The organism is Tenacibaculum sp. ZH5_bin.1, from assembly GCF_042865525.1.
Taxonomy (GTDB): Bacteria; Bacteroidota; Bacteroidia; order Flavobacteriales; family Flavobacteriaceae; genus Polaribacter; species Polaribacter mesophilus.
In genome coordinates, this window is sequence record NZ_JBEGIO010000001.1 from 987067 (window position 1) to 1010757 (window position 23691).

18 protein-coding genes, 2 tRNA genes and 1 pseudogene are annotated in these 23691 nt (G+C 31.3%); 14 read left to right on the forward strand and 7 right to left on the reverse strand.

What is annotated here, in order from left to right; translation table 11 throughout:
- Window positions 1–161 precede the first annotated feature (161 nt).
- Both ABHQ57_RS04565 and der read right to left on the reverse strand, forming a co-directional pair.
- Complete coding sequence (locus ABHQ57_RS04565) at window positions 162–2936, reverse strand: outer membrane beta-barrel protein (protein ID WP_389862505.1); 2775 nt, start codon at window positions 2934–2936, stop codon at window positions 162–164.
- A 78-nt stretch (window positions 2937–3014) separates the two neighbouring features.
- Complete coding sequence (der, locus tag ABHQ57_RS04570) at window positions 3015–4322, reverse strand: ribosome biogenesis GTPase Der (protein WP_167713064.1); 1308 nt, start codon at window positions 4320–4322, stop codon at window positions 3015–3017.
- Window positions 4323–4426: 104 nt separating this feature from the next.
- Here der and ABHQ57_RS04575 point away from each other — a divergent pair, with 104 nt between their 5' ends.
- Complete coding sequence (locus ABHQ57_RS04575; protein WP_167713066.1) at window positions 4427–4939, forward strand: ABC transporter ATP-binding protein; 513 nt, start codon at window positions 4427–4429, stop codon at window positions 4937–4939.
- On the opposite strand, the gene era is transcribed toward ABHQ57_RS04575, so the two are convergent.
- Entirely contained in the window at window positions 4936–5904 is a 969-nt protein-coding gene (gene era, locus ABHQ57_RS04580; protein ID WP_317166144.1) for a GTPase Era, read from the reverse strand. The genes ABHQ57_RS04575 and era overlap by 4 nt on opposite strands.
- A 53-nt stretch (window positions 5905–5957) precedes the next feature.
- On the opposite strand from era, the gene ABHQ57_RS04585 reads away from it, so the two are divergent.
- The 11 genes from ABHQ57_RS04585 to ABHQ57_RS04635 all read left to right on the forward strand — a co-directional run bounded on the left by ABHQ57_RS04585 (window position 5958) and on the right by ABHQ57_RS04635 (window position 15988).
- Window positions 5958–6030 (forward strand) — tRNA-Met (locus ABHQ57_RS04585).
- A gap of 368 nt (window positions 6031–6398) precedes the next feature.
- Window positions 6399–6471: transfer RNA gene (locus ABHQ57_RS04590), tRNA-Met, on the forward strand.
- 143 nt (window positions 6472–6614) lie between these two features.
- Window positions 6615–7061, forward strand: coding sequence for a protein-disulfide reductase DsbD domain-containing protein (locus ABHQ57_RS04595; RefSeq protein ID WP_047788654.1), 447 nt, complete (start codon window positions 6615–6617; stop codon window positions 7059–7061).
- 18 nt (window positions 7062–7079) lie between these two features.
- Complete coding sequence (locus tag ABHQ57_RS04600; protein ID WP_167713070.1) at window positions 7080–9077, forward strand: protein-disulfide reductase DsbD; 1998 nt, start codon at window positions 7080–7082, stop codon at window positions 9075–9077.
- A 541-nt stretch (window positions 9078–9618) separates the two neighbouring features.
- Window positions 9619–10056: a GNAT family N-acetyltransferase gene (locus ABHQ57_RS04605; RefSeq protein WP_083574767.1), complete on the forward strand. Its 438-nt coding sequence runs from the start codon at window positions 9619–9621 to the stop codon at window positions 10054–10056.
- A 1-nt stretch (window position 10057) separates the two neighbouring features.
- A complete protein-coding gene (locus ABHQ57_RS04610; RefSeq protein ID WP_047788651.1) occupies window positions 10058–10921 on the forward strand; it encodes an RNA polymerase sigma factor RpoD/SigA in 864 nt (287 codons plus the stop codon).
- A gap of 57 nt (window positions 10922–10978) precedes the next feature.
- Entirely contained in the window at window positions 10979–11173 is a 195-nt protein-coding gene (rpsU, locus tag ABHQ57_RS04615) for a 30S ribosomal protein S21 (RefSeq protein ID WP_073181894.1), read from the forward strand.
- Window positions 11174–11176: 3 nt separating this feature from the next.
- Window positions 11177–12610, forward strand: a complete 1434-nt coding sequence (locus tag ABHQ57_RS04620; RefSeq protein ID WP_231128377.1) for a sodium:solute symporter — start codon at window positions 11177–11179, stop codon at window positions 12608–12610.
- Window positions 12598–13734, forward strand: coding sequence for an amidohydrolase (locus ABHQ57_RS04625; RefSeq protein ID WP_167713072.1), 1137 nt, complete (start codon window positions 12598–12600; stop codon window positions 13732–13734). Before ABHQ57_RS04620 ends, ABHQ57_RS04625 begins: the two co-directional genes overlap by 13 nt.
- On the forward strand, window positions 13734–14888 hold the full coding sequence (gene alr / locus ABHQ57_RS04630; RefSeq protein ID WP_159493279.1) for an alanine racemase: 1155 nt from the start codon (window positions 13734–13736) through the stop codon (window positions 14886–14888). The genes ABHQ57_RS04625 and alr overlap by 1 nt, the downstream gene beginning before the upstream one ends.
- A 2-nt stretch (window positions 14889–14890) precedes the next feature.
- Entirely contained in the window at window positions 14891–15988 is a 1098-nt protein-coding gene (locus ABHQ57_RS04635; RefSeq protein WP_047788646.1) for an alanine racemase, read from the forward strand.
- Between the two features lie 18 nt (window positions 15989–16006).
- Here the strand turns inward: ABHQ57_RS04635 and ABHQ57_RS04640 are convergent, their stop codons facing one another.
- Window positions 16007–17347 (reverse strand): S28 family serine protease, encoded by a 1341-nt coding sequence (locus ABHQ57_RS04640; RefSeq protein WP_156166994.1) that lies wholly within the window; start codon window positions 17345–17347, stop codon window positions 16007–16009.
- Window positions 17348–17444: 97 nt separating this feature from the next.
- Between ABHQ57_RS04640 and ABHQ57_RS04645 the strand changes: the two are divergent.
- Window positions 17445–18398 (forward strand): annotated as a pseudogene (locus ABHQ57_RS04645) (ornithine cyclodeaminase family protein).
- Window positions 18398–19471 (forward strand): proline racemase family protein, encoded by a 1074-nt coding sequence (locus ABHQ57_RS04650; RefSeq protein ID WP_047788644.1) that lies wholly within the window; start codon window positions 18398–18400, stop codon window positions 19469–19471. Before ABHQ57_RS04645 ends, ABHQ57_RS04650 begins: the two are co-directional and overlap by 1 nt.
- Window positions 19472–19482: 11 nt before the next feature.
- Here ABHQ57_RS04650 and ABHQ57_RS04655 read toward each other — a convergent pair whose 3' ends face one another.
- From ABHQ57_RS04655 to ABHQ57_RS04665, 3 genes are read right to left on the reverse strand one after another with little or no spacing between them, the layout of a single operon-like run.
- The gene (locus ABHQ57_RS04655; protein WP_073182687.1) at window positions 19483–21270 is read right to left on the reverse strand and encodes an aminopeptidase P family protein; all 1788 of its coding nucleotides are present in this window, start codon (window positions 21268–21270) and stop codon (window positions 19483–19485) included.
- 10 nt (window positions 21271–21280) lie between these two features.
- A complete protein-coding gene (locus ABHQ57_RS04660) occupies window positions 21281–22525 on the reverse strand; it encodes an FAD-binding oxidoreductase (RefSeq protein ID WP_073181889.1) in 1245 nt (414 codons plus the stop codon).
- Window positions 22526–22584: 59 nt separating this feature from the next.
- On the reverse strand, window positions 22585–23592 hold the full coding sequence (locus ABHQ57_RS04665) for a 4-hydroxyproline epimerase (RefSeq protein ID WP_167713076.1): 1008 nt from the start codon (window positions 23590–23592) through the stop codon (window positions 22585–22587).
- Between the last annotated feature and the right edge of the window lie 99 nt (window positions 23593–23691).

A 23691-nucleotide genomic window follows, 5' to 3' on the forward strand; every position in this document is an offset into this window, starting at 1 on the left:
TTTAAGTAAATATTGGGATAAATTAACAAAAAAAGGAAACGATATAAATGGCGTGAAAAGTTAAATTATATGTTAAATATAATGCTTAGGTATGGGAGTAAAAAATAAAAAATCCCTGACCAGTTTTTGATAAGGGATTTATAGTTCTTTTGAATGGAGATTTAAAAACGGAAATCGTAGTTTTGTATTTTACCTTTTTTACCTAAACTATTAAATTTCCAACTAAACCCAAGCATAAAATATTGTTGCAATACGGTGCTTTCGGAATCTTCTATGTAGTTTGAGGTTGCTCTACGTTGAGCGTTGGTGTTTTGATTTAATAAATCATATGCTTTTAAGCTAATAGTACCTTGATCTTTTAAAATAGAATAAGCTAATGTAGCATTCCAAAACCAAGCAGCTTTATTAAATCCAATTACGTTAGGGTTGTATGTGTAACGAATGTCATTTAACCATTCTAACTTTTTTGGGATGTTTGTTTTTGTTCTTATATTAACAGAATGTCTAGTGAAGTCTTGATTTTGATCAGTGTTAACGTCGTATTTAGTATTTGAAAAAGAAATACGATACTGTGTTTCTATAGAAGCCAGTTTGTCCCACTCTAATGTGATTCCAAAATTAGGGGTTAACGAAGTTGTTTTAGCTCCTTCTTTTATGTTATTTAAGATATTAAAGTTTTTATTGGAACCAATGTTTCCACCAGCTTTAAATTTAATACTAGAAATGGAGTCTAGTTTTATTTTTTTTGTATAGCTACCACCACCCCATAAATCATAACCCCCATCATTGTTTTCATAAGAGGTTTTTCTGACCAAATTATCGTCAATAGAGGTGTTTATTATTACTTGATTTTCATAAAGAGTACCACTTATATAAAACCAAAAACCAGTACGAGCTTGCCAGTTAAACTTGTTAAAATTAATATATGCTCTGTGATTTTGAGCTGGTTTTAAATTTGGATTACCGGTAACAATATTGGAAGGGTTGGTCACATCAGAAAAAGGTTGAACTTGATTAATGCTGGGAGCATTATTGTTTAAACGATAATCAAAGTAAATAGAGGCTTTGGAGTCAAATCTATATCTGAAACTAGCATCTAAATCTAAATTATTGTATTCTTTTTTTAAGCTTAATTCAGGGCGCAATTTATCATTGTTTTCTAAGGTTCTGTTAACAAAACCAGTACCAAAATTTAAACGCCACTTTTTAGATCTATACACTAAATCTACTGAAGGGGTTTTAGTAATATCATTATATGTAAAGTCAGAACTCAATTCAGTATTAAAGTCACTGTACTGTTGCGTTGTTGAGTTAAAATCAAAAGTGTTTTCTTGGTTTTTTCGTTCATCACGTTGATAACTATACTTAGTATCTAAAAATAATTTCTTAGCAATTAGAGGAAAACGATAGGTTAGACGTGAGGAAAGTCCTGTTAAGTTATTTTCAATAATGCTTTTTTGGTCTCTATTTTCTGTGCTAGCATTATTTCCGAAAGTTTCAATTATAGACTTGTTAAATTCTTCGGTATCTGTTTTATCAATACTGTTAGTTATAGAGGCTTTAATAAAGGAACCTTTAGCTCCAATTTTTTTAGTAATATCTAATCTGTTTTGAAAATTGTTTGCTGTTGCTTTAGAATAGGCTGAACTCACGTAGCTATTCGTAAGTGTATTATTTTCATTTAAAGATTCTTCTTGTCTACGGCTATTACTTTCACGTTTGTTAAAAATGAACGTAGGTCTAACATTAATTAAAAGAGTAGAATCTATTTCAATGTCAAACTCTGTATCAAAACTATGATTGTGATTTTCATCATCAGAAGTAGTAGTAGAGTTGGAGAAATACTTTCTATCAGGAAGTGTGTACTCTCTATTACTTTTCGATTCGTTGTTTGAATTACTTCCTGAGTAAAAATAGTTTGCGTTTACATCTAAACCTTTACCAAATTCATCAGCATAGGTTGCACCAGCAGTTTTTGATTTTATAATACCGCTACCGCCTCCAAAACTTCTTCCATTAACATTAAAACTACCATTTCCACCTATCCAAATATTACCACCTCCTCCAAACATTTTTTGAATTTCTCCAAAGCTAAAACCTGGAGAATTGATATTGTTTGTGCTGGCTAATATGCTAAATCGTTGATTGTTATCAAAACGGTTTACCATCGCAGCTCCTTCAAAGCGTTTGTTGGTTCCAGCGCCACCAGATACTCTACCAAACCAACCTTTATTATTTTCTTTTTTTATGGTAAGGTTTATAGTTTTGTTATTTGCATTTCCTTTTTCACCAGTAAAAGCTTCTGATTTAGATTTAGTATCTGTTATTTGAACTTTTTCAATAATATCTTTTGTTAAATTTTTAGTGGTAATACTAGGATCATTTCCAAAGAAAGGTTTACCATTAACCAAAATTTTATTGACTTCTTTCCCGTTTACAGTAATTTTTCCATTTTCATCGACTTCAACACCAGGAAGTTTCTTTAAAAGATCTTCAACATTAGCGTCTTTTTTAGTTTTAAAAGATTTTACATTAAACTCTAAAGTGTCTTTTTTCACAGTAATTGGAGCTCGTGATTGTATAACTACTTCACTAAGAACATTACTTTCTTCTTTTAAAAAAATTGTATCTAAATTGAGATTAGAGGTTTTGTCTAGCTCTATAAGTTTAGAGAAACTATCCATGCCAACATAAGAAATAAAGAGTTTTACGTCTTTACTAAAAGATTTTCCTTCTAAAGAAAACTTTCCTTTGTCGTTAGAAATAGTGTAAGTAACAATCGAGCTGTCTTTAGCTCTCTCAAGATGAATTGTTGCTGCCTCAATAGCAGTTTTATCTTTTTCAGAGTTAATAGTACCAGTAATTTTAAACGGATAAGATTGAGCAAAAATTGAACTGGTAAGTAATAAGGTAAAAATAAAAAGTAGTTTTTTCATTGTTTATAGCAAAATGATTTTCAAAGAGCTACAAATAAAAAGAAAAAACTACTTTCTAAGAGTTAAATATTGTTAAACTTATTTCTGTCTGAAATAAATACTAATAGGTACTCCATTAAAGTTATAATGTTCGCGTAACTGATTTTCAATATAACGCTTGTAAGGATCTCTAATATATTGAGGTAGATTAGCAAAGAAAGCAAACTGAGGAGTGTGTGTTGGCAACTGCATACAGTACTTTATTTTTATGAATTTACCTTTAGTTGCTGGAGGAGGATTATGCTCCATAATCTCTAACATCGTTTCGTTTAACTTACTTGTTTGAATGCGACGTTTTCTATTTTCAAAAACTTCAACAGCAGTTTCAATAGCTTTAAAAATACGTTGTTTGGTTAATGCAGAAATAAAGATAATAGGAACATCTGTAAAAGGAGCAATTGCCTGACGAACTTTAGCTTCAAAATCACGCATAGTATTGGTTTCTTTTTCAACTAAATCCCATTTATTTACTAAAATGACAATACCTTTTCTGTTTTTCTCAGCTAACCAAAAAATCTTTTCATCTTGTCCTTCAAATCCACGAGTTGCATCAATAACCAATACCGCAACATCACAATGCTCAACAGCACGTACAGCACGCATTACTGAATAGAACTCTAAGTCTTCTTTTACTTTCGATTTTTTTCTAATTCCAGCGGTATCGACTAAGTTGAATTCAAATCCAAAACGATTGTATTTTGTATCGATAGAATCTCGTGTGGTTCCTGCAATATTGGTTACAATATTTCTGTCTTCTCCAATTAAAGCATTAATAAACGATGATTTTCCTGCGTTTGGACGTCCAACTACAGCAAAACGAGGCAATTCGTCTTGTTTTTCTTCATCTTCTTCAGGTTCAGGAATTTCTTTCGCAATAGCGTCTAATAACTCTCCTGTTCCGCTTCCGTTAATGGAAGAAATAGTGTAATAGTCTCCTAATCCAAGGTTGTAAAACTCAACAGCATCAGCATCACGCATTGCATTGTCAACTTTGTTTACAGCCATAAATAATGGTTTTTCAACCTGACGTAAAATTTTGGCAACCTCAGCATCCATAGGGGTAATACCTTGTTCAACATCAACTACAAAAACAATAATATCAGCTTCATCAATAGCTAACTGAACTTGTTTACGTATTTCTCCTTCAAAAATATCATCAGATCCAACAATATAACCACCAGTATCAATTACAGAAAATTCTTTTCCGTTCCATTCAGATTTTCCGTAGTGACGATCTCTTGTAACTCCACTAACAGAATCAACAATAGCTTCACGACGTTTTACTAATCGGTTAAATAAAGTGGATTTACCTACATTTGGTCTTCCTACAATCGCAATAATACTCATTTTGCAAAAAATTTGTGCAAAGATACAATTTAGTATATGATTTGTAATGTTTTTTAAATAGTATATAGTTTTTGCTATATTGTTGGCACCTAATATTTTATTTAATGGATGATAAATTATACAACCAGATTTTTTTAAAACCTCGTTTTCAATTAGAGTATGAAATAAATTCTCAGGTTTTGTTAGAAGAAATAAAGAAGCATTTAAACGATGTTTCTAAGTACAAAATGAAGGTTGTAGATAATCATGTGGTTATTGATGTACCTGAGAAGGAATCGCATTTATGGTCACCGCAATTGCATATTGAAATAGAAGAGGTTTCAGAAACTTCATCAAATATAAAAGGTTTGTTTGGTCCCAAACCTCAAGTGTGGACTTTTTTCATGTTTTTACACTTTTTGGTAGGAACAGCTTTTGTGATTTTTGCCATTATAGCTTACAGCAATTGGACGTTAAAAAAAATAACGATGCTGCCTATAGTAATGCTGGTTGTTTTGCCTATTGTATGGGTTGCTTTATACTTGGTAGGAAGCCTAGGGAAATCAACAGGAAAAAAACAAATGGATGAATTGAAAGAGTATACGAAACAGTTATTACGAACAATAAAAAGAGGCTAGTCTTTGTATCCAAATCGTTTTAATTGACGTTCGTTAGAGCGCCAGTTTTTATTGATTTTTACATGTAAATCTAAAAACACCTTTTTATCAAAAAATTGCTGAAGGTCTTTGCGGGCTTCAGTTCCAACACGTTTGATTGCACTTCCTTTGTGTCCGATGATAATTCCTTTTTGTGTTTCACGTTCTACCATAATAACAGAACGGATTTTTATAATATTATCTTCTTCAATAAAGCTTTCAGTTTCAACTTCTACAGAATAAGGGATTTCCTTTTTATAATGTTGAAGAATTTTTTCACGAATTTTTTCATTCACAAAAAAGCGTTCAGGTTTATCGGTTAACTGATCTTTTGGGTAAAAAGGAGGAGAGTCTGGTAAAAGCTCAATAATTTTATAAAAAACGGTATCTACATTAAAGTTTTCAAGAGCAGAAATTACATACACAAAAGAATTTGGAACCTTCTTTTTCCAGTATTCAATCTTAGCTTCAACCTCTTCTTGAGTCGATTTATCAACTTTGTTTAACAGCAAAATTACTGGAATTTTGCTATTAATTATTTTGTTGAAAAAAGCTTCGTTCTTAAGAGCTGTTTCACCGACTTCTACCATGTAAATAAGAACATCGGCATCTTCAAAGGCAGATTTTACAAAATCCATCATAGATTCTTGCAACTCATAAGCTGGTTTTATGATTCCTGGAGTATCCGAAAAAACAATTTGATAATCGTCTCCATTGACAATCCCCAAAATACGATGTCTAGTAGTTTGCGCTTTTGAAGTGATGATAGATAGTTTTTCACCAACTAGTGCGTTCATCAAGGTAGATTTCCCAACATTTGGGTTTCCAATAATATTTACAAATCCTGCTTTATGTGTCATAGTGCAAAGATAGGTTGTTTTGTGTAAGAAGTATTTATTTTTTACATGCTTGTTATTTAAGGGGATATATTTATATGAAAAATAAATGCTTTTTTATTTGGGCAGAACAAGAAAAAGGATGTATATTTGCAACCGCAAATCGCGGGATAGAGCAGTAGGTAGCTCGTCGGGCTCATAACCCGAAGGTCACAGGTTCGAGTCCTGTTCCCGCTACTAAGCAAAGGTTTTCAATTTAATTGAAAACCTTTTTTTGTGATTAAAAATTCGTGTTGACATGTTTTAATATTTAAACACAATTCTTATGAAATTTTATTTCAAGTCTTAGAAAGCCTAAACCCATCTCAATTTGTTCCCATTTGATTATGTTTTACTGAATTGTATTGATAATAGTGTTGATTTTTTTGTTTTATGATTTGAGTGTAACCAAGTAATAACCATCTTTTATTATATTTTATTAAGAGAAATGTTGATTTTCTGTTTAGTTTGTTAAGATGTAGTTCCATCTTTAGAATGAAAGTAAGGATTATTTGCTTTTTATTTGGATAGTACAAAGAAAAAGATGTATATTTGCAACCGCAAATCGCGGGATAGAGCAGTAGGTAGCTCGTCGGGCTCATAACCCGAAGGTCACAGGTTCGAGTCCTGTTCCCGCTACTAAGCAAAGGTTTTCAATTTAATTGAAAACCTTTTTTGTTTTGTGCTTAGTTGTTAATGTTAAACTTTTTTTAATCTTTTGTTTTTTAGCAAATAAAGGCGTTACATTTACAGGTTTAAGATAATGCAACTAAAATAAAACAATGAAAAAATTATTTTTAATTCTATTATTGGCTGTTTGTACTACTACATTTGCCCAAGTGCACGATCCAGTAAAGTGGAGTACTTCAGTAAAAAAGATATCAGATAAAGAAGCAGAGTTAGTAGCTACCGCAACAATTCAAAAAGATTGGCATTTGTATTCACAAGAGATTCCAAAAGGAGGACCAATTCCAACCTTATTTACTTTTGAAGGAGATACTAAATACTTGAAAAAAGGAAATACTAAAGAAGAAGCAGGACATGTAGTGGACGATCCAATCTTTGAAATGAAAATTAAATATTTCGATACTAAAGCTACTTTTACTCAGAGAATCCGTTTAAAAACTACAGAAAAGTTTACAGTTAAAGGAGTGGTAGAGTATATGGTGTGTACAGGAATGAACTGTTTACCTCCAAAAGAAGTAGAATTAACTTTTAATGTAAATTAATCCCTTTCCCCAAATAAGATGAAAAAAATACTAGCATTTTTGCTTTGTTTTACTGTTGGGTTTTCGGCAATGAGCCAAATTCACAATCCAATAGCATGGAAAACGAGTGTAGAGAAAATTTCTGAAACAACATATGACTTAGTAAGTACTGCGACAATACAAGGAAGTTGGCATTTGTATGCACAACAAGTTCCTAGTGGAGGGCCTATTCCAACAACTTTTACGTATGATGATGATGGAGGAAAAATTAAAATTGTAGGAAATACTACAGAGCCAGAAGGAGAAATTAAGTTTACCACACTTTTTGGTGAAGAAGGAATGAATATTAAATCCTTTGCAGACAAAGCTGTTTTTAAGCAGAAAGTAGAGTTGATTGATGCTAGTTTAACTCAAATAAACGCATTTGTAGAGTTTATTGCCTGTACAGATGAGATGTGCTTGCCTCCAAAAGAGGTAGATTTAGTGTTTGATTTAACTAAAGCGACAGCAGTTAAAGTTTCTTCAGATAACGTTAAAGAAACAAAAACAACAGATAAAGAAGCTTCAAAAGAAAGTGAAAAGGAAGAAAAGAAAGGTTTATGGGGAATTTTCTTCATTGCTTTTTTATCTGGGTTTGCAGCATTGTTAACTCCGTGTGTATTTCCTATGATACCGATGACAGTAAGCTTTTTCACAAAACAAAGCAAAAGTAAATCAGCAGGAATTCGAAATGCAATTATCTACGGAATATCTATTATAGGGATTTATGTATTATTAGGGTCGGTAGTAACTGCTGTTTTTGGAGCTGATGCTTTGAACGCATTATCAACGAACGTATGGTTTAATATAGTTTTCTTCTTAATCTTAGTGATTTTTGCTGTGTCTTTCTTAGGAGCTTTTGAAATTACTTTACCAAGTTCATGGGCAACTAAGGTAGATTCTCAAGCTGATAGAGGAGGGTTAATTGGAATTTTTTTTATGGCGTTAGCCTTGGCAATTGTATCCTTTTCGTGTACAGGACCAATCGTAGGTACTTTGTTAGTAGAAGCAGCTTCTAAAGGAGGAATAGCTCCTATTGTTGGAATGTTAGGGTTCTCTTCAGCTATTGCACTACCATTTGCCTTATTTGCAGCTTTTCCAGGATGGTTAAATTCATTGCCAAAATCAGGAGGATGGTTAAATACGGTAAAAGTAGTTTTAGGGTTCTTGGAATTAGCCTTAGCATTTAAATTCTTATCAAATGCCGATTTAGTATTACAATTACATCTACTAGAAAGAGAGGTGTTTATTGCTATATGGATAGCTATTTTTGGAGCCTTAGCTTTTTATCTTTTCGGAAAAATACAATTACCACACGATAGCCCAATTAGTCATATATCTGTAGGAAGATTAAGTTTAGGGTTGATTGTATTATCTTTTACCATTTATATGGTTCCTGGGTTATGGGGAGCACCGTTGAATTTAATCAGTGCATTTCCACCGCCACAACATTATAGTGAGTCACCTTATGGAGTAGGATTTACAAAACAAGCAGTAGTAAGTTCAGGTAATCAAGAAAATGGACATGAGCGTTTGCCAGAAGGAGCACATTTAATGCCACCACATGATATTATGTCGTTTCATGATTATGATAAAGGATTAGCTTATGCTAAAAAAGTAGGAAAGCCAGTAATGTTAGATTTTACAGGACATGCTTGTGTAAATTGTAGAAAAATGGAACAAAACGTTTGGGTGAAACCAAAGGTTTTAGACGTGTTGAAAAACAAAGTAGTTTTAATTTCTTTGTATGTAGATGATAAAAGACCATTAGAAGAAGATGAAGTGGTAGAATCAAAGTTAAACCCAGGAAAAAAACTAAAATATATTGGTCAAAAATGGAGTGAAATGCAAACTATTAAGTATAAAGCAAACTCACAACCATTTTATGTATTAATGAATCATGATGAATCAAATATAATAGACCCTATAGCATACACACCAGATGTAGATGAATATTATAACTGGCTTGAAAATGGGATTACTAATTTCAAAAAGTAATTAGAAATTATATCATAATTAAAAGGCACTTCAGAAAAATCTGAAGTGTTTTTTTGTTTAATTATATTGTGCTATAAACCTAGAAAACATTGTAAAGGGTTCTTTTACAGTAGCTGTTTTGAAATTATCTATAAAATTCGTACCTTTGTAAGATATGGTAGATACTACACACGAGAAAAAAAATCAACGAGTTTTTACATTCAACTACCTTGTGTTCCGTAATCAATCGGACAAGTTTATCCCACCAGGGTTCTAATTTAAGTTTACAATAACTCCTCCTTTGTGAGAAGTTTCTCTAATATATTTAAAAACACTTTGTAGAGCTATTTGCCAGCTAAAAAATAGATTTATAAAATGTTTTTTTTGACCTTACGAGTATCTGTTTATAGATAATCGTACACTTTTCTAAAAAGTATTCCGCATTAAAAGACAAATACCAAAATAAATAGGTTTTGTATTTATTGCTATTTAAGTTTCAGTAGAAAAAACTAAAGAAACTTACAGTTATTACATACCTATTCTTTTTTATAAAAATCAAATTATGACAATAAAAACTTACGATGCATTTAATCGTATAACCCCTCTAGAAATAGAAAGAGTAACTAACTTTTTATATAAACATCTTGAAAAATATGGAGATGAAAAATCAGCAATTCGTAAAGCAATAGACTATGCAGCAAAAGAGCGAACAGGATTAGGAGGATATGTTTTTACGATAGAAGATAAGGGTGAAATTATAGGTGCAGTGGTAATAAATAAAACTGGAATGGATGAGTATATCCCAGAAAACATTTTAGTGTACATAGCCACTCATAATGAATATAGAGGGAAAGGAGTAGGAAGAAAAATAATGACACATGCTATAGAAAACTGTAAAGGAGATATTGCCTTACATGTAGAAAAAGATAATCCAGCAAAGTTTTTGTACGAAAAGCTAGGATTTACCACTCCGTATTTAGAAATGAGACTAAAGAGATAATATGAGACAGTTAAAAATAACAAAACAAGTTACCAATAGAGAATCAAAATCTATTGAGAAGTACTTACAAGAAATTGGTAAGATTGATTTGATTACTGCAGATGAAGAGGTTGAGTTAGCTCAAAAAATCAAAACAGGTGACCAAAGAGCATTAGAAACTTTAGTAAATGCTAACTTACGTTTTGTAGTGTCGGTGGCAAAACAATATCAAAATCAAGGATTACGCCTTTCTGACTTAATTAATGAAGGAAATATAGGTTTGGTTAAAGCAGCAAGACGTTTTGATGAAACGCGTGGATTTAAGTTTATATCGTATGCCGTTTGGTGGATACGCCAGTCTATTTTACAAGCTTTAGCAGAACAATCTCGTGTGGTTCGTTTACCGTTGAATAAAATAGGAAGCATTAGTAAAATTAATAAAGCAGTTTCTAAGCTTGAACAAAGTAATGAACGAATGCCAACTCCAGAAGAAATAGCTAAAGTTTTAGATATGACTGTTTCAGATGTAAAACAGTCAATGAAAAACTCTGGAAGACATATTTCTATGGATGCACCTTTAAAAGAAGGAGAAACATCAAATTTATACGATGTAATGAAAGCTTCAGAAGCTCCTAAACCAGATAAAGATTTAATGCAAGAATCTTTACAGTTGGAAATTAGTAGAAGTTTAGAAACATTATCTCCAAGAGAATCTGATATCATAAAGCTATTTTATGGTTTAGAAGATTACCGCCCTATGAGTTTAACTGAAATAGGAGAAACTTTTGACTTAACAAGGGAGCGCGTACGCCAAATTAAAGAAAAAGGACTTAGAAGACTCAAACAAAGATCGAGAACTAAAGTGTTACAAACTTATTTAGGCTAGTTTCGACTTTGTTTAATCCATAAAAAACAGAAATAATAATTTTAAAAAGATCTAAATATGTTAATAATACAAGTAAAAGAAGGTGAAAATATCGATAGAGCGATTAAACGCTACAGAAGAAAATATAGAAATACAAAAGTTTTACAAGAAATAAGAGATAGAAAAGAGTACACAAAACCATCTGTAAGCAGAAGGGAGCAATTAAAAAAGGCTCAGTATAAAGAGCAGTTTTTATTAGAGCAGGAAAAATAAGATATGGATATACATTTTATTGATCTATTAATATTTGTGTTATATCTAGTTTTTATGCTTGGAGTAGGAGTATACTTCATGAATAAAAACAAATCAAAAGACGATTACTATGTAGGGGGAAGAAACATGTCAGCAGGTCATATAGGGTTATCTGTTGTTGCAACTGATGTTGGAGGGGGGTTTTCTATTGGCTTAGGAGGTCTTGGTTTTTTAATGGGACTCTCCGGCAGCTGGATGCTTTTTACAGGGTTATTAGGTGCTTGGATAAGCGCCGTTTTTTTAATCCCTAAAGTATATCCAATAGCAAAAAAACATCATTTTCTAACGTTTCCAGAGTCATTAGCTTTTCACTACAATGCAAAAGTCGCTCTAATGGCAGGAATTATTTCGTTAATAGGGTACATAGGTTTTACAAGCTCACAAATTTTAGCAGGAGCAAAACTAGCATCCGCTACATTTCCTTCTATATCTATTACTAATGCAGTTTTAATTATGGGAGTCATTGCAGTGGTGTATACAGTTATTGGAGGAATAAAAGCTGTGATTTATACAGATACCATTCAGTGGATAATTCTAATGATAGGGCTAATAGGAATTGGAATCCCTATCGGTTATGCTGAAATAGGAGGATGGAGTGGAATTAAAGAAATATTACCAGCCAGTTTTTTATCACTAACCAATGTTTCGTTTATTGATATGTTTAACTGGATAATCACAATAGTACCCATTTGGTTTGTTGGAATGACTTTATACCAACGAATTTATGCATGTAAAGATGAAAAAACTGCAAAAAAAGCATGGAAAATAGCGGGACTTTTTGAATATCCAATAATGGCATTTATGGGGGTTGCCTTAGGGTTATTTTCAAGAGTAGCCTATGAGCAAGGAATGTTCGCTAGTATAGGATATGCCCCAGGAGTAGAATTGGATGCAGAATTGGGACTTCCATTGTTGCTAAGAAGTATTTTACCAGTGGGTTTAATGGGGTTAATGATGTCGGCTTATTTTTCGGCAATCATGTCTACAGCCGATAGTTGTTTAATGGCAGCTTCAGGAAACTTAACAACAGATATTTTTGGGTATTTCAAGAAAAGTATCAGTATAAAAAACTCACAATTAATAACTTTTTTAATAGGTGGCTTAGCTATTGTATTGGCAACAAAAATGCAAAATGTATTAGAGTTAATGCTGTATTCGTATGCCTTTATGGTATCAGGGTTGTTAGTTCCTGTTTTAGGAACGTTATTACTAAAAAAACCATCACCAATTGCTGCTTTTTATGCAATGATTTCAGGAGGATTGACCACTTTACTATTAATTATTTTAGAGGTAAAATTACCTTTTGGTTTGGATGCAAATTTCTTCGGAATTACATTATCAGCTATTGTATTTTCAATAATTCAGTTAATTAATAATCCAAAATCATGGAAAGCCTAAAGGATACTTTAGAGAAGGTAAGAAAAGAATTACATAAGTTTCCTGAAGTTTCTGAAGAAGAATATGAAACTAAAAAAAGAATACAAACTTTTTTAGAGGAACACACATTTTGTGAGATACAACCAGTGGCTAAAACAGGTTTGTTAGCAATCTTCAATGGAAAAAAAGAAGGGAAAACAGTTATGCTAAGGGCTGATATTGATGCGTTGCCTATTCAAGAAATAAATAGTTTCGAACATAAATCTGTAAATGAAGGAGTCTCTCACAAATGCGGACATGATGGGCATACAACTATTTTACTTGGAGTAGCAAAGCTTCTTACGGAAAAACCGTTGTCTAAAGTAAAAGTAGTATTACTTTTTCAACCTTCAGAAGAAAATGGAAGAGGAGCGCAGTCTATTTTAGAAGATACTTATTTTAAACAACTTAATATAGATTATGTTTTTGCACTACATAATTTACCAGGTTTTACCAAACAAGAAATAATTGTAAAAGAACATGAGTTTACTAGCAATGTAAAAAGTGTTATAATTACTTTGGAAGGAAAAACAGCACATGCAGCAGAGCCAGAAAAAGGCTACAACCCAGCTAATGCAATTGCTGAAATTCTTCATTTTGTAAGACAAGAAACAAAAAATATACCAGAAGATTCTGATTTCTTTTTAGCTACTCCCATATACGTAACAATGGGAGAAAAAGCCTATGGAGTATCAGCAGGATATGGAGAAGTACATCTTACATTAAGAAGTTGGAGTACGCGTTTAATGAAAGAAAAACAGAATAACCTCGAACAATTACTTCAAAAGCTTCAAGAAAAAGAAAAGTTAAGTATTAATACTTCTTGGTTTGAAGAGTTTTACGCAAATAAAAATAACAAAGAAGCTGTTGAGTATATAAAAAAGGTAGCGGAACAACTAAATTTATCAATTAACGAAATAAATAGCCCGTTTAAATGGGGCGAAGATTTCGGGTTGTTTACACAACAATATAAAGGAGCTATGTTTGGACTAGGATCTGGGAAAAACACTCCTGCACTACATAATCCAGATTATGATTTTCCTGATGATATAACAGTAACAGGAGCACAATTATTTTATAATATTTTAAAAGAAGTTCAACAATAATGACTCATACATCTTATTTAGAATTATCTGAATCAGCAATAAAAAATAACATCAATTTTATACGTGAAATAATAGGAGATACTACTATTTTTTCATCTGTAGTAAAAGGAAATGCTTACGGTCATGGAATTAAAACCTATTGTATGTTGGCATACAAATACGGAGTAAGACATTTTAGCGTTTCTGATGCGAATGAGGCTTTTGATATAAAAAAAACACTACCTTATGAAGATGTAACCATTATGATAATGGGAATGATTGAAAATAGCCAGTTACCATGGGCAATTGAAAATGAGATAGAGTTTTTTGTTTTTGAAGAAAATAGACTACAAAAAGCAATAGAAGCAGCAAAAAAAGTAAAAAGAAGAGCTAAAATTCATTTAGAAATCGAAACAGGAATGAACAGAACAGGCTTTGTTCCGAAAGAAACAACAAAAGTTCTTAAATATATTGAGACACATAAAGAGTTTGTTGATGTTAAAGGAATTTGTTCTCATTTAGCAGGAGCAGAAAGTATATCAAATTACAAGAGAATAACCGATCAAAAGAAAAAATTTAAAAATGTAAGAAAGAGAGTAAAAGAACTTGATTTATTCAATCCAAATTACCATTTAGCAAGTTCAGCAGCTACAATTAGATACCCAACAACAAGGTTAGATTTGGTAAGAGTTGGTATCTTACAGTTTGGATTTTTTCCAACAAAAGAGATATTGGTTCATTATTTAACCAAAGAAAAAATTGTAGAAAATCCGTTAAAAAGAATCATATCTTGGAAAACAGAAGTTATGGATGTTAAAACGATAAAGGCTGGTCAGTTTATTGGCTATGGTACATCATACTTTACAAACCAAGAAACCAAAATAGCAATTATACCAGTTGGATATTCTTCAGGATATAGCCGTTCTCTTAGTAATAAAGGAAAAGTTTTAATAAGAGGACAACGACATAAAATAGTAGGAACCATTAATATGAATATGATGGCAGTAGATATAACACATGCCGATACTATTGAAAAAGGAGATGAAGTTGTATTAATTGGAAGTCAAGGTGATGTTGAAATAACTGTTTCATCATTCAATGATTCAATACAAATAATTAATTATGAATTATTAACACGACTTCCTGAGAATTTACCAAGAATAATAACAAAATAATTATGGCAGAATTAATTATATATTCTGAAAGAATAAAAGATAACATAAAAAAACTAAGTAACTTCTTTGAAAAAAATCATATCGAATGGAGCTTGGTAACAAAAGTTTTCTCGGGAGATAAAACATTTTTAAAAGCAATTTTAACTCCGGATGTAACTGAAAAAATAAACTCGATTGGAGATTCTAGATTAACAAGTTTAAGAAACTTAAGAGAGGTGAATCCAGATTTACGTACTATTTACATAAAACCCCCAGCAAATATTTATGCAGATGATGTGGTAGAGTACGCAGATATTTCTTTAAACAGCTCTTTATCTACTATAGAGTCACTTAATGAAGCAGCGAAGAAGAAAAATAAAATTCATAAAATTATTATTATGATTGAAATGGGTGAGTTAAGAGAAGGAGTAAAAAGAGATGATATTTTAGGGTTTTATGAAAAAGTATTCAATCTACCGAATATTGAAGTAATAGGTATAGGTTCAAATTTAGGATGTATGTACGGAGTAGAGCCTACTTATGATAAGCTATTGCAATTATCATTATATAAAGAATTAATATCGGCTAAATTTAATAAGGATTTAAAATATGTGTCAGGCGGTACATCAATTACGTTACCATTGGTGGAAAATGGAGTCGCTCCTAAAGATATAAACCATTTTAGAATTGGAGAAGCTGCATTCTTTGGAGTAAGTCCGTTAGAGAATAAGCAGTTTAAAGATTTGCATACAGAAACATTTGAGTTTTATGCTAACGTAATAGAGTTGGAAAAGAAAAAAATAGTTCCCGATGGCATTATAAGTGAAGCAAGTATTGGACATACATCTACTTATGATGAAAACGATGTACAAGAAACATCGTACAAGGCAATTTTAGATTTTGGTTTATTAGATGTAGATAAAAATGATATTGAAGTTGAGGATAAAAGTATATCTTTTGTGGGAATTACTTCTGATATGTTAGTAATTGATGTTGGGTTGAATAAAAATGAAGCAGGAGATACAAAATATAAAGTAGGTGATAAAGTAAAGTTTACACTTAGCTATATGGGGGTAGCAAGATTGTTAAGTTCTAAATTTATAGATAAAGTTTATGTATAAAACAAAGATATCTACCCTCTACTTTTTTAGGGGGTAGATAGTAATGGTATTACCTAACCATGCTTGTAATTTATCATACATGATTTTTTGTTTTTCGTCAGAAAAATGTCTTATTCTAGTAGCATGATTTGCATTAGGTAATACCATTTTTAAGGCATCAACCTCTTTTTTAGGTATAGGAGCACAAGCGTACCAAGGATCATTTTCGCCGTAAATGTATAAAATTCGATTCCCTTTATTTTCTATATAATTGCGCACTTTTTTAATATAATTTGGGTTGTAGCTTATGTCAATATTTTTAGGAGCGAAACGCTTATTAGAACTACAGGTAACCACTTGAAGCAAATCTTTAACAGGTGTTAAGTCATATCCATAATACCCTAATTCTGTCATATGTTGATAAAAGGAAGGAAGGTAATAGTTATATCCCCAATCACTATAAACAGTAATATCAGAGTTCTTTATTAAAAAGTTAAATAATACGTTGATATCATCATTGTTCTCAGGTATTTTATCACACTTGCCATCTCCCCATTGCCAAAAAGAAAAAGGAAATTCTAATACAGCATATTCTAAAACTTCATTAAAAGGAACTTCATTAAAAGTAATCTCATTAGTCGTAGCATATTCTTTTAGTAATGGAATTATATCGCTTCTTTTATGTAAAATAGCACGTTGAAATGTTTTAATTCTATCTCTACAAGTTTCATTCTTAATAGTATTTATGAAATCGTTAGTTCTAATATCTTCTGTACCGTTTATTAAAGGAGCTACGTAAGGCACAGTTACATCAATATCATTAGGAAAATTATATTTATAAATTAATGCAGTTTCTCCTCCTTTACTAATACCCGTAGAAATCCATTTATTCTTGTACAAAGATTTTAACTTCTCAACAATAAAGTGATAATCGTTTGTGGCATTATCATTTGTTAGATATTTCCAAGGAATTTCATCAGGTCTAGATTTTCCGTACATTCTGTATTCTACAATAACTTGATTACCCTTAAAAATCTTGCTTAATTCGGTAGTTCTATTATGGGAAGCATACCCATCTGTAACCAAAATAGTAGGGTTATTATAGTCACTATGTGATATGTAAATATATTGCTTAAAAGTACCTTCTTCCGGATGTTTATGATCCAAAAATTGATTTAAAATAACTTGATAAGACTCTATAAAATGATCTTCAGTTTTTATAGTATTAATTTTAGCATTAGGAAAAACTTCTTGTAGTTTACTTTTAAAAGATTTATTATTATTTGTGTTACATGAAAGTAAAACAGTAATAATAAAAGTAAAAAGAAAAGTAGGAATTAACTTCATAAAATAATTTTGTATAAAATTATAGGCTTTCATTTTTTTAAACCGATACTATTTTATCTAACAGTGTGCAAATATTAAGTAGTTTAAGGGTAGATTTTATCGCAAGATTTTAAAAAACGTACATTTAGCTATGGAACAAATTGTACAAATTAATAATCAGTTTATAGAAAGTAATACATCTTTTCAAGAGTTAATAAATGAACTTAAAAAAGCATTTTCGGACAACAAGGTACAAGTACCTTTAAGGCACCATCATGATTTTACAAATCCTAAAGCAACTCAAGATTCAACCTTACTTTTAATGCCTGCTTGGAACCCAGGAAAAACAGCAGGAATAAAAATAGTTACCGTTAGTCCAGAGAATTATCAATTTAACTTACCAGCTATTCATGGAACATATATTTTGTTAAATTCTGTAAACGGAACTATTAAAGCAATTTTAGATGCTAAAAGCTTAACAGCAAAAAGAACCGCGGCTGCTTCTGCTTTAGCATCTTCTTTTTTATCAAGAAAGAACGCAGATTCATTATTAATGATAGGTACAGGAGCTTTAGCTACTAATTTAATAAAAGCGCATTGTACAGTTAGACCAATAAAAAAGGTATATGTTTGGGGAAGAAACTATGAAAAAGCGAAAAAAATAGCAAAGCAGTTTAATAGTAATATTGTAAAAGTAGTACCAGTAGAGACAATAGAAGAAAAAATAAAGGAAGTAGCGATTATATCTTCAGCAACATTATCTAAAATGCCATTAATTAATGGTGATTTATTACAAAAAGGGCAACATATAGATCTTGTAGGAGCTTACAAAAAAGACATGAGAGAAGCTGACAACTCAGCTATACTTAAATAAACAGTTTTTGTGGATACTTTTCAAGGAGGGCTTAAAGAGAGTGGAGATATTGTAATTCCATTAAACCAAGGGATAATAGAAGAAAAAGATATTAAAGCAGATTTATTTAGGCTGTGTGCTAATAACATTTTAGCTAGGACATCAGAAGAAGAAATTACACTTTTTAAATCAGTAGGTCATGCTTTAGAAGATTTAATAGCGGCAAATTATTATTATAAACAATACATATAATGAATAGGAGTAAAACATATAAAAATATTATACAAAAAACAACATTTACTATTCCCAAAGATTGGATACAGATAGAAACTATCGACATGCATACTGGGGGAGAACCGTTACGAGTAATAATAAAAGGATTTCCAGACTTAGAAGGGAAATCAGTTTTAGATTATAGACGATTTTGTAAAGAAAATTATGATTATTTACGAACAGCTTTAATGTTTGAACCAAGAGGACATGCAGATATGTATGGATGTATTTTATTGCCTCCAAATGATGATGAAGGAGATTTTGGTATTATTTTTTTGCATAATGAAGGGTACTCAACTATGTGTGGTCATGCTATTATTGCAATCTCTACTCTTGCAATACACATGAAATGGATAGAGGTTGTAGAAGGAGAGAATATATTGAAAATAGATGCCCCTTGTGGTAGAATTGTTTCTTATACAGAGGTGAAAAACAATGAAGTAATAGGTGTAAAATTTCATTGTGTACCTAGTTTTGTTGTTGGCTTAGACCGTACAGTAAATGTAAAAGGGCTAGGAGAAGTTACATATGATTTAGCTTATGGTGGAGCTTTTTATGCATATGTAGACATGTGTAAAAATAACTTTGATTTTGATTTATCTGCAAAAAACTATAGAAATTTAATAAACGCAGGAATGGCTATTAAAAATGAAGTAATGTTGCAAGACAAAGAAATTTTACACCCTTTTGAGGATGATTTAAGCTTTTTATACGGAACTATATTTATTGATAATACTAAACAAATGTCTGGTAATGATAGTAAAAATGTATGTGTTTTTGCAGAAGGAGAAGTAGATAGGTGCCCTACAGGATCAGGTGTTTCAGGGCGAATGGCAATTCACAAAGCAAGAAAAGAAATAGATTTTAATCAAGTAATGAGTATTGAAAGTATTACAGGTTCTACTTTCAAAGGTTCTGTAATCTCCGAAGAAAATTATGGAGCATTTAAAGCTGTAATTCCTCAAGTTGAGGGAACCGCATATATAACAGCCGTACAAACTTTTATAATAGACCCAAAAGATCCAATGAAAAAAGGGTTTATACTTCGATAAACCCCAAAATATTAATTAATTTTTGTGCATTTTTTAGCTAGCCAAATATTTTCTTCTTTAGTTAAGAAAGGAGAAAGTGTTTGGTAAACTTTACTATGGTAAGCATTTAACCAGTTTTTTTCATCAATAGTAAGTAAGTTTGCATTAATTAATGTGGTATCAATATAGCATAGTGTTAGTGGTTCAAACTCTAAAAAAATACCAAAACTAGAAGTTTTTTGTATTTTTGAAAGAACTATATTTTCTATCCTAATACCGAATTCTCCAGAAATATATAATCCTGGTTCAATAGTTGTTAGTTGGTTTTCAAAATGTGAACTTGTACCTCTTTCAGTTACTGTAGTGCTAGCAAATCCTTGGTCAGGTTCGTGTACCATACCAAAACTACCAATACCATGTCCTGTTCCATGTGGGTAATCTAATCCATTTTTCCATAATGGAGCTCTAGCAAAAGCATCTAATTGTACTCCTGTTGTTCCTCTAGGAAAAACAAGTTGTTCAAGTCCAATATAACCTTTTAGAACAGCTGTGTATGCTGTTGTTATTTTTTTACAAGGTGTGCCTCCAAGCCAAATAGTTCTGGTAATATCAGTAGTTCCATCTTCATATTGGGCACCACTATCTAACAATAAAATATTTTCATTTTTTACAAGCAAACAATTGTCTTTAGTAGCAGTGTAGTGAATGATGGCTCCATTTTTTTTATAGCCTACAATTGTAGCAAATGACTCACCTTTATATAAATCTTGTTGTTGCCTAAAATAATTAAGTTTTTGTCCTATTTCATATTCAGAAACAACATTTTTACAGAGTTTTTTTTCAAGCCAAATAAAAAACTTAGTTAAAGCAACTCCATCTTTGATCATACACTTTTTGGAACCTTCAATCTCAGTAATATTTTTAACTGATTTAAGAGTTTTAGCATAAGATTTTTCAGAAATAAGGGTTCCTTTTAAATTAACAAAAGACTCATAATTTAAAGTAGAAAAGTCAACAATGGTTTTTTTATTATAAGTTATTTCAGACAGATAAGTTATGACTTCATCATAGTTTTTTATAAAAACATTATTAGCGTCAAAATCATTAATAACTGGGGGTGTAAATCTCTTTTTATCACAAAAAAAATAAATATCTTGTTTACCTATAAGAGCATAAGCTGTAACCAAAGGGGTATAGTCGACATCACTAGAACGAATGTTAAATAACCAGGCAATCTCATCTAATGATGAGAAGAAATAAAAATCTACATTTTTATCTTTTAACCTTTCCTGAATTTTTCTAATTTTAGATAAAGTTGAAGCTCCACTGTATTTAATTGAATGATGGTAAATAGGTGTATTAGGTAAACTAGGCCTATTTATCCATATATTTTTTGCAAAATTAGGTTGATTTTTAAGTTGTATGTTTTTTAAAGTTGTATGTGATGTTAAATAATTTATTTGTGATATGGAAAACAACCTAAAGTCTAAGCCAATACAAGTTTCTGTATTCAGTAAATTACATAACCAAGCTACATGTTCTGGAGCATGAGGAATAGATTGTTTATGTAGTTGTACTTCAGAAGTTTTGCACTCTTCTTCAAACTGTAAAAAATATCGAGAATCAGTCCATAAAGCAGCTCTATCTTTTGTGACAATTAGAGTTCCAGCAGACCCTGTGAAACCAGAAAAGTATTCACGAAGTTTCCAATGATCAGCCACATATTCCGATTGATGAGGGTCAGTTGATGGAATTATAAAAGCATCAATCTTTTGAATAGACATGAAGTCACGTAAAGCTTTTAATCTTTCATTAACCATAATAGCTTTTTTAAGAAAAACGTTCAATGTTAAACGGTTTTATATCTAAACTTGTTTTTTTATTACTTATGATTTCAGAAACTAATTTACCCGTTGCTGGACCTAGACTCCATCCCATCATCGCATGACCAGTAGCTACTGTCACATTTTTAATTTTTGAGAGTTTACCAATATATGGTAACCCATCTGGAGAGCAAGGTCTGAGTCCGCTCTCTACATTATCAATGTCTTTTTTTGTAATTTGTAAATTGTCGTAATATTGTTTAGCGGCTTGAGTAATTGTATGTACTCTTTTTAGGTTTATTTTATTGTTAATACCAGCAATTTCCATGGTGCCACCAAAACGAGTAAAACCATTCATAGGTGTTACAGCTACTTTTGCCTCAGTTAATATAGCAGGAATTGTAATACCCGTATTCTCTTTTACATTAACCCGATAGCCTTTACCTGCTTGAATAGGAATATTAATACCAAGTTTTTTAGCTATTCTTTGTGTCCATGAGCCAGTTGCTAATATAAATTCATCTGCAGTAATTGTATCATTAAGAGTATTGATATATTGTATTTTATTGTTTTTGATATGAAAATCAGTAACCTGTTCGTTAGCTAAAAAAGTTACATTATTTTGTGTTAAATATAGCTTTAACTGGTTCATGTACTCATTAGGTGTCATGTGAGCATCTGAATGATAGTAGATAGAACCTTTAATATTTAGTTTAATATTAGGCTCTAATTTTTGAGTTTGTTCTTTAGTTAAATGTTCTACTTTTAACCCTTCTTTTATGCCTAATTTTCCTATATTCCACTCTTCTTCCCCCATTTTATCAGTTTTATAATGCATTAATAAACCTTTATGTTGATAATGAAAATCAAAATCATTAGAAGTTTTAATTTCCTCATAAAGCTCTTTACTAAATACATTAATATTTTTGATAATAGGAATAGAAGTTGAAACTTTTTTATGTGTAGCAGATTTTTTAAATAACCATGCCCATTGAAAAAAGTCATAATCTAGCTGAGGTTTAATAGAAAAAGGACTTGTAGAGCTAAACATCCATTTAATACCTTTATTAATAATGCCTGGTGCGGCTAGTGAAATAATATGACTAGGTGTTATAATACCTGCATTAACATAGGAAGCACCCGAAGAAAAGTTAGATTTATCTATAACAGTTACTTTATGACCTTCTTTTTGAAGGAAATACGCAGTAGATAAACCTATAATTCCTCCACCAATTATAATACAATCTTTCAATAATGTAACGTTTTAATTGTTTATTAATTGTTTTTTACCAATAACCTAAAATTAATGATTTAAATAACTTGAAAACCATAAGCATATGGGTCATCTTTATCATCTATTATAATGTTATTATACCCATATACTTTTGCCCATCCTTGTATACTGGGAATAATAGCTGGTTTACCGTTTAAAGTTGTTTCTTTTTCTACACGACCAATAAACTTACTACCTATAAAGCTCTCATGTATAAAGTCTTCTTCAATTTGTAATTTTCCCTTTGTAAATAATTGAGCTAATCTAGCAGATGTACCAGTACCACAAGGGCTTCTGTCAATTGCTTTATCACCATAAAATACAGCATTTCTTCCTGATGAGCTTGGGTTTATTGGATCACCTGTCCATAGCATATGTGTAACGTCTCTAATAGTTTTATTCTTTGGATGAATAAACATGTCAGGATATTTTTCATTTATTCGATTTCGAACAACTTGAGAGTATTGAATAATTTTAGATGCTGTAAAATTGTGTACACCCGAAAAGTTTTTTTGAGGATCTACAATTGCATAATAATTTCCACCATAAGCTACATCGAAAGTAATTTCTCCTAAATCTGGACAATCTACTGTGAGTTCTTCAGCTGCTAAATAACTTTTTACATTTGTCAAACGAACCCAATCTACTTTTTTTCCGGTTTGCTGATATTCAATTTCAACTAAGCCAGCAGGAGCTTCCATTCTAATCTTTCCTGGAACTTTAGGTGTAACTAAGCCTTCTTCAATTGCTATAGTGATTGTTCCAATTGTTCCGTGACCACACATGGGTAAACATCCAGAAGTTTCAATAAATAAAATAGCAAAATCATTTTTTGGGTTGTGAGGAGGGAACAAGATAGAGCCACTCATCATATCATGACCACGAGGTTCAAACATTAAACCTTTACGAATCCAATCATACTCTCTAAGGAAGTGTTGACGTTTTTCGCTCATGTTGGCTCCTATTAAGTTAGGACCACCTCCTGCAACAACTCTCACAGGATTACCACAAGTGTGTGCATCTACACAAAAAAAAGTTTTTTTCATCTTAAATTGAATTGCCAGCTTGTATTCTGTAGTAGAAAAAACCCTTCAAATTTTTCTATTTTGGAAAGACGAAGCTGGCTTTATTTCAATTTCTTTAGA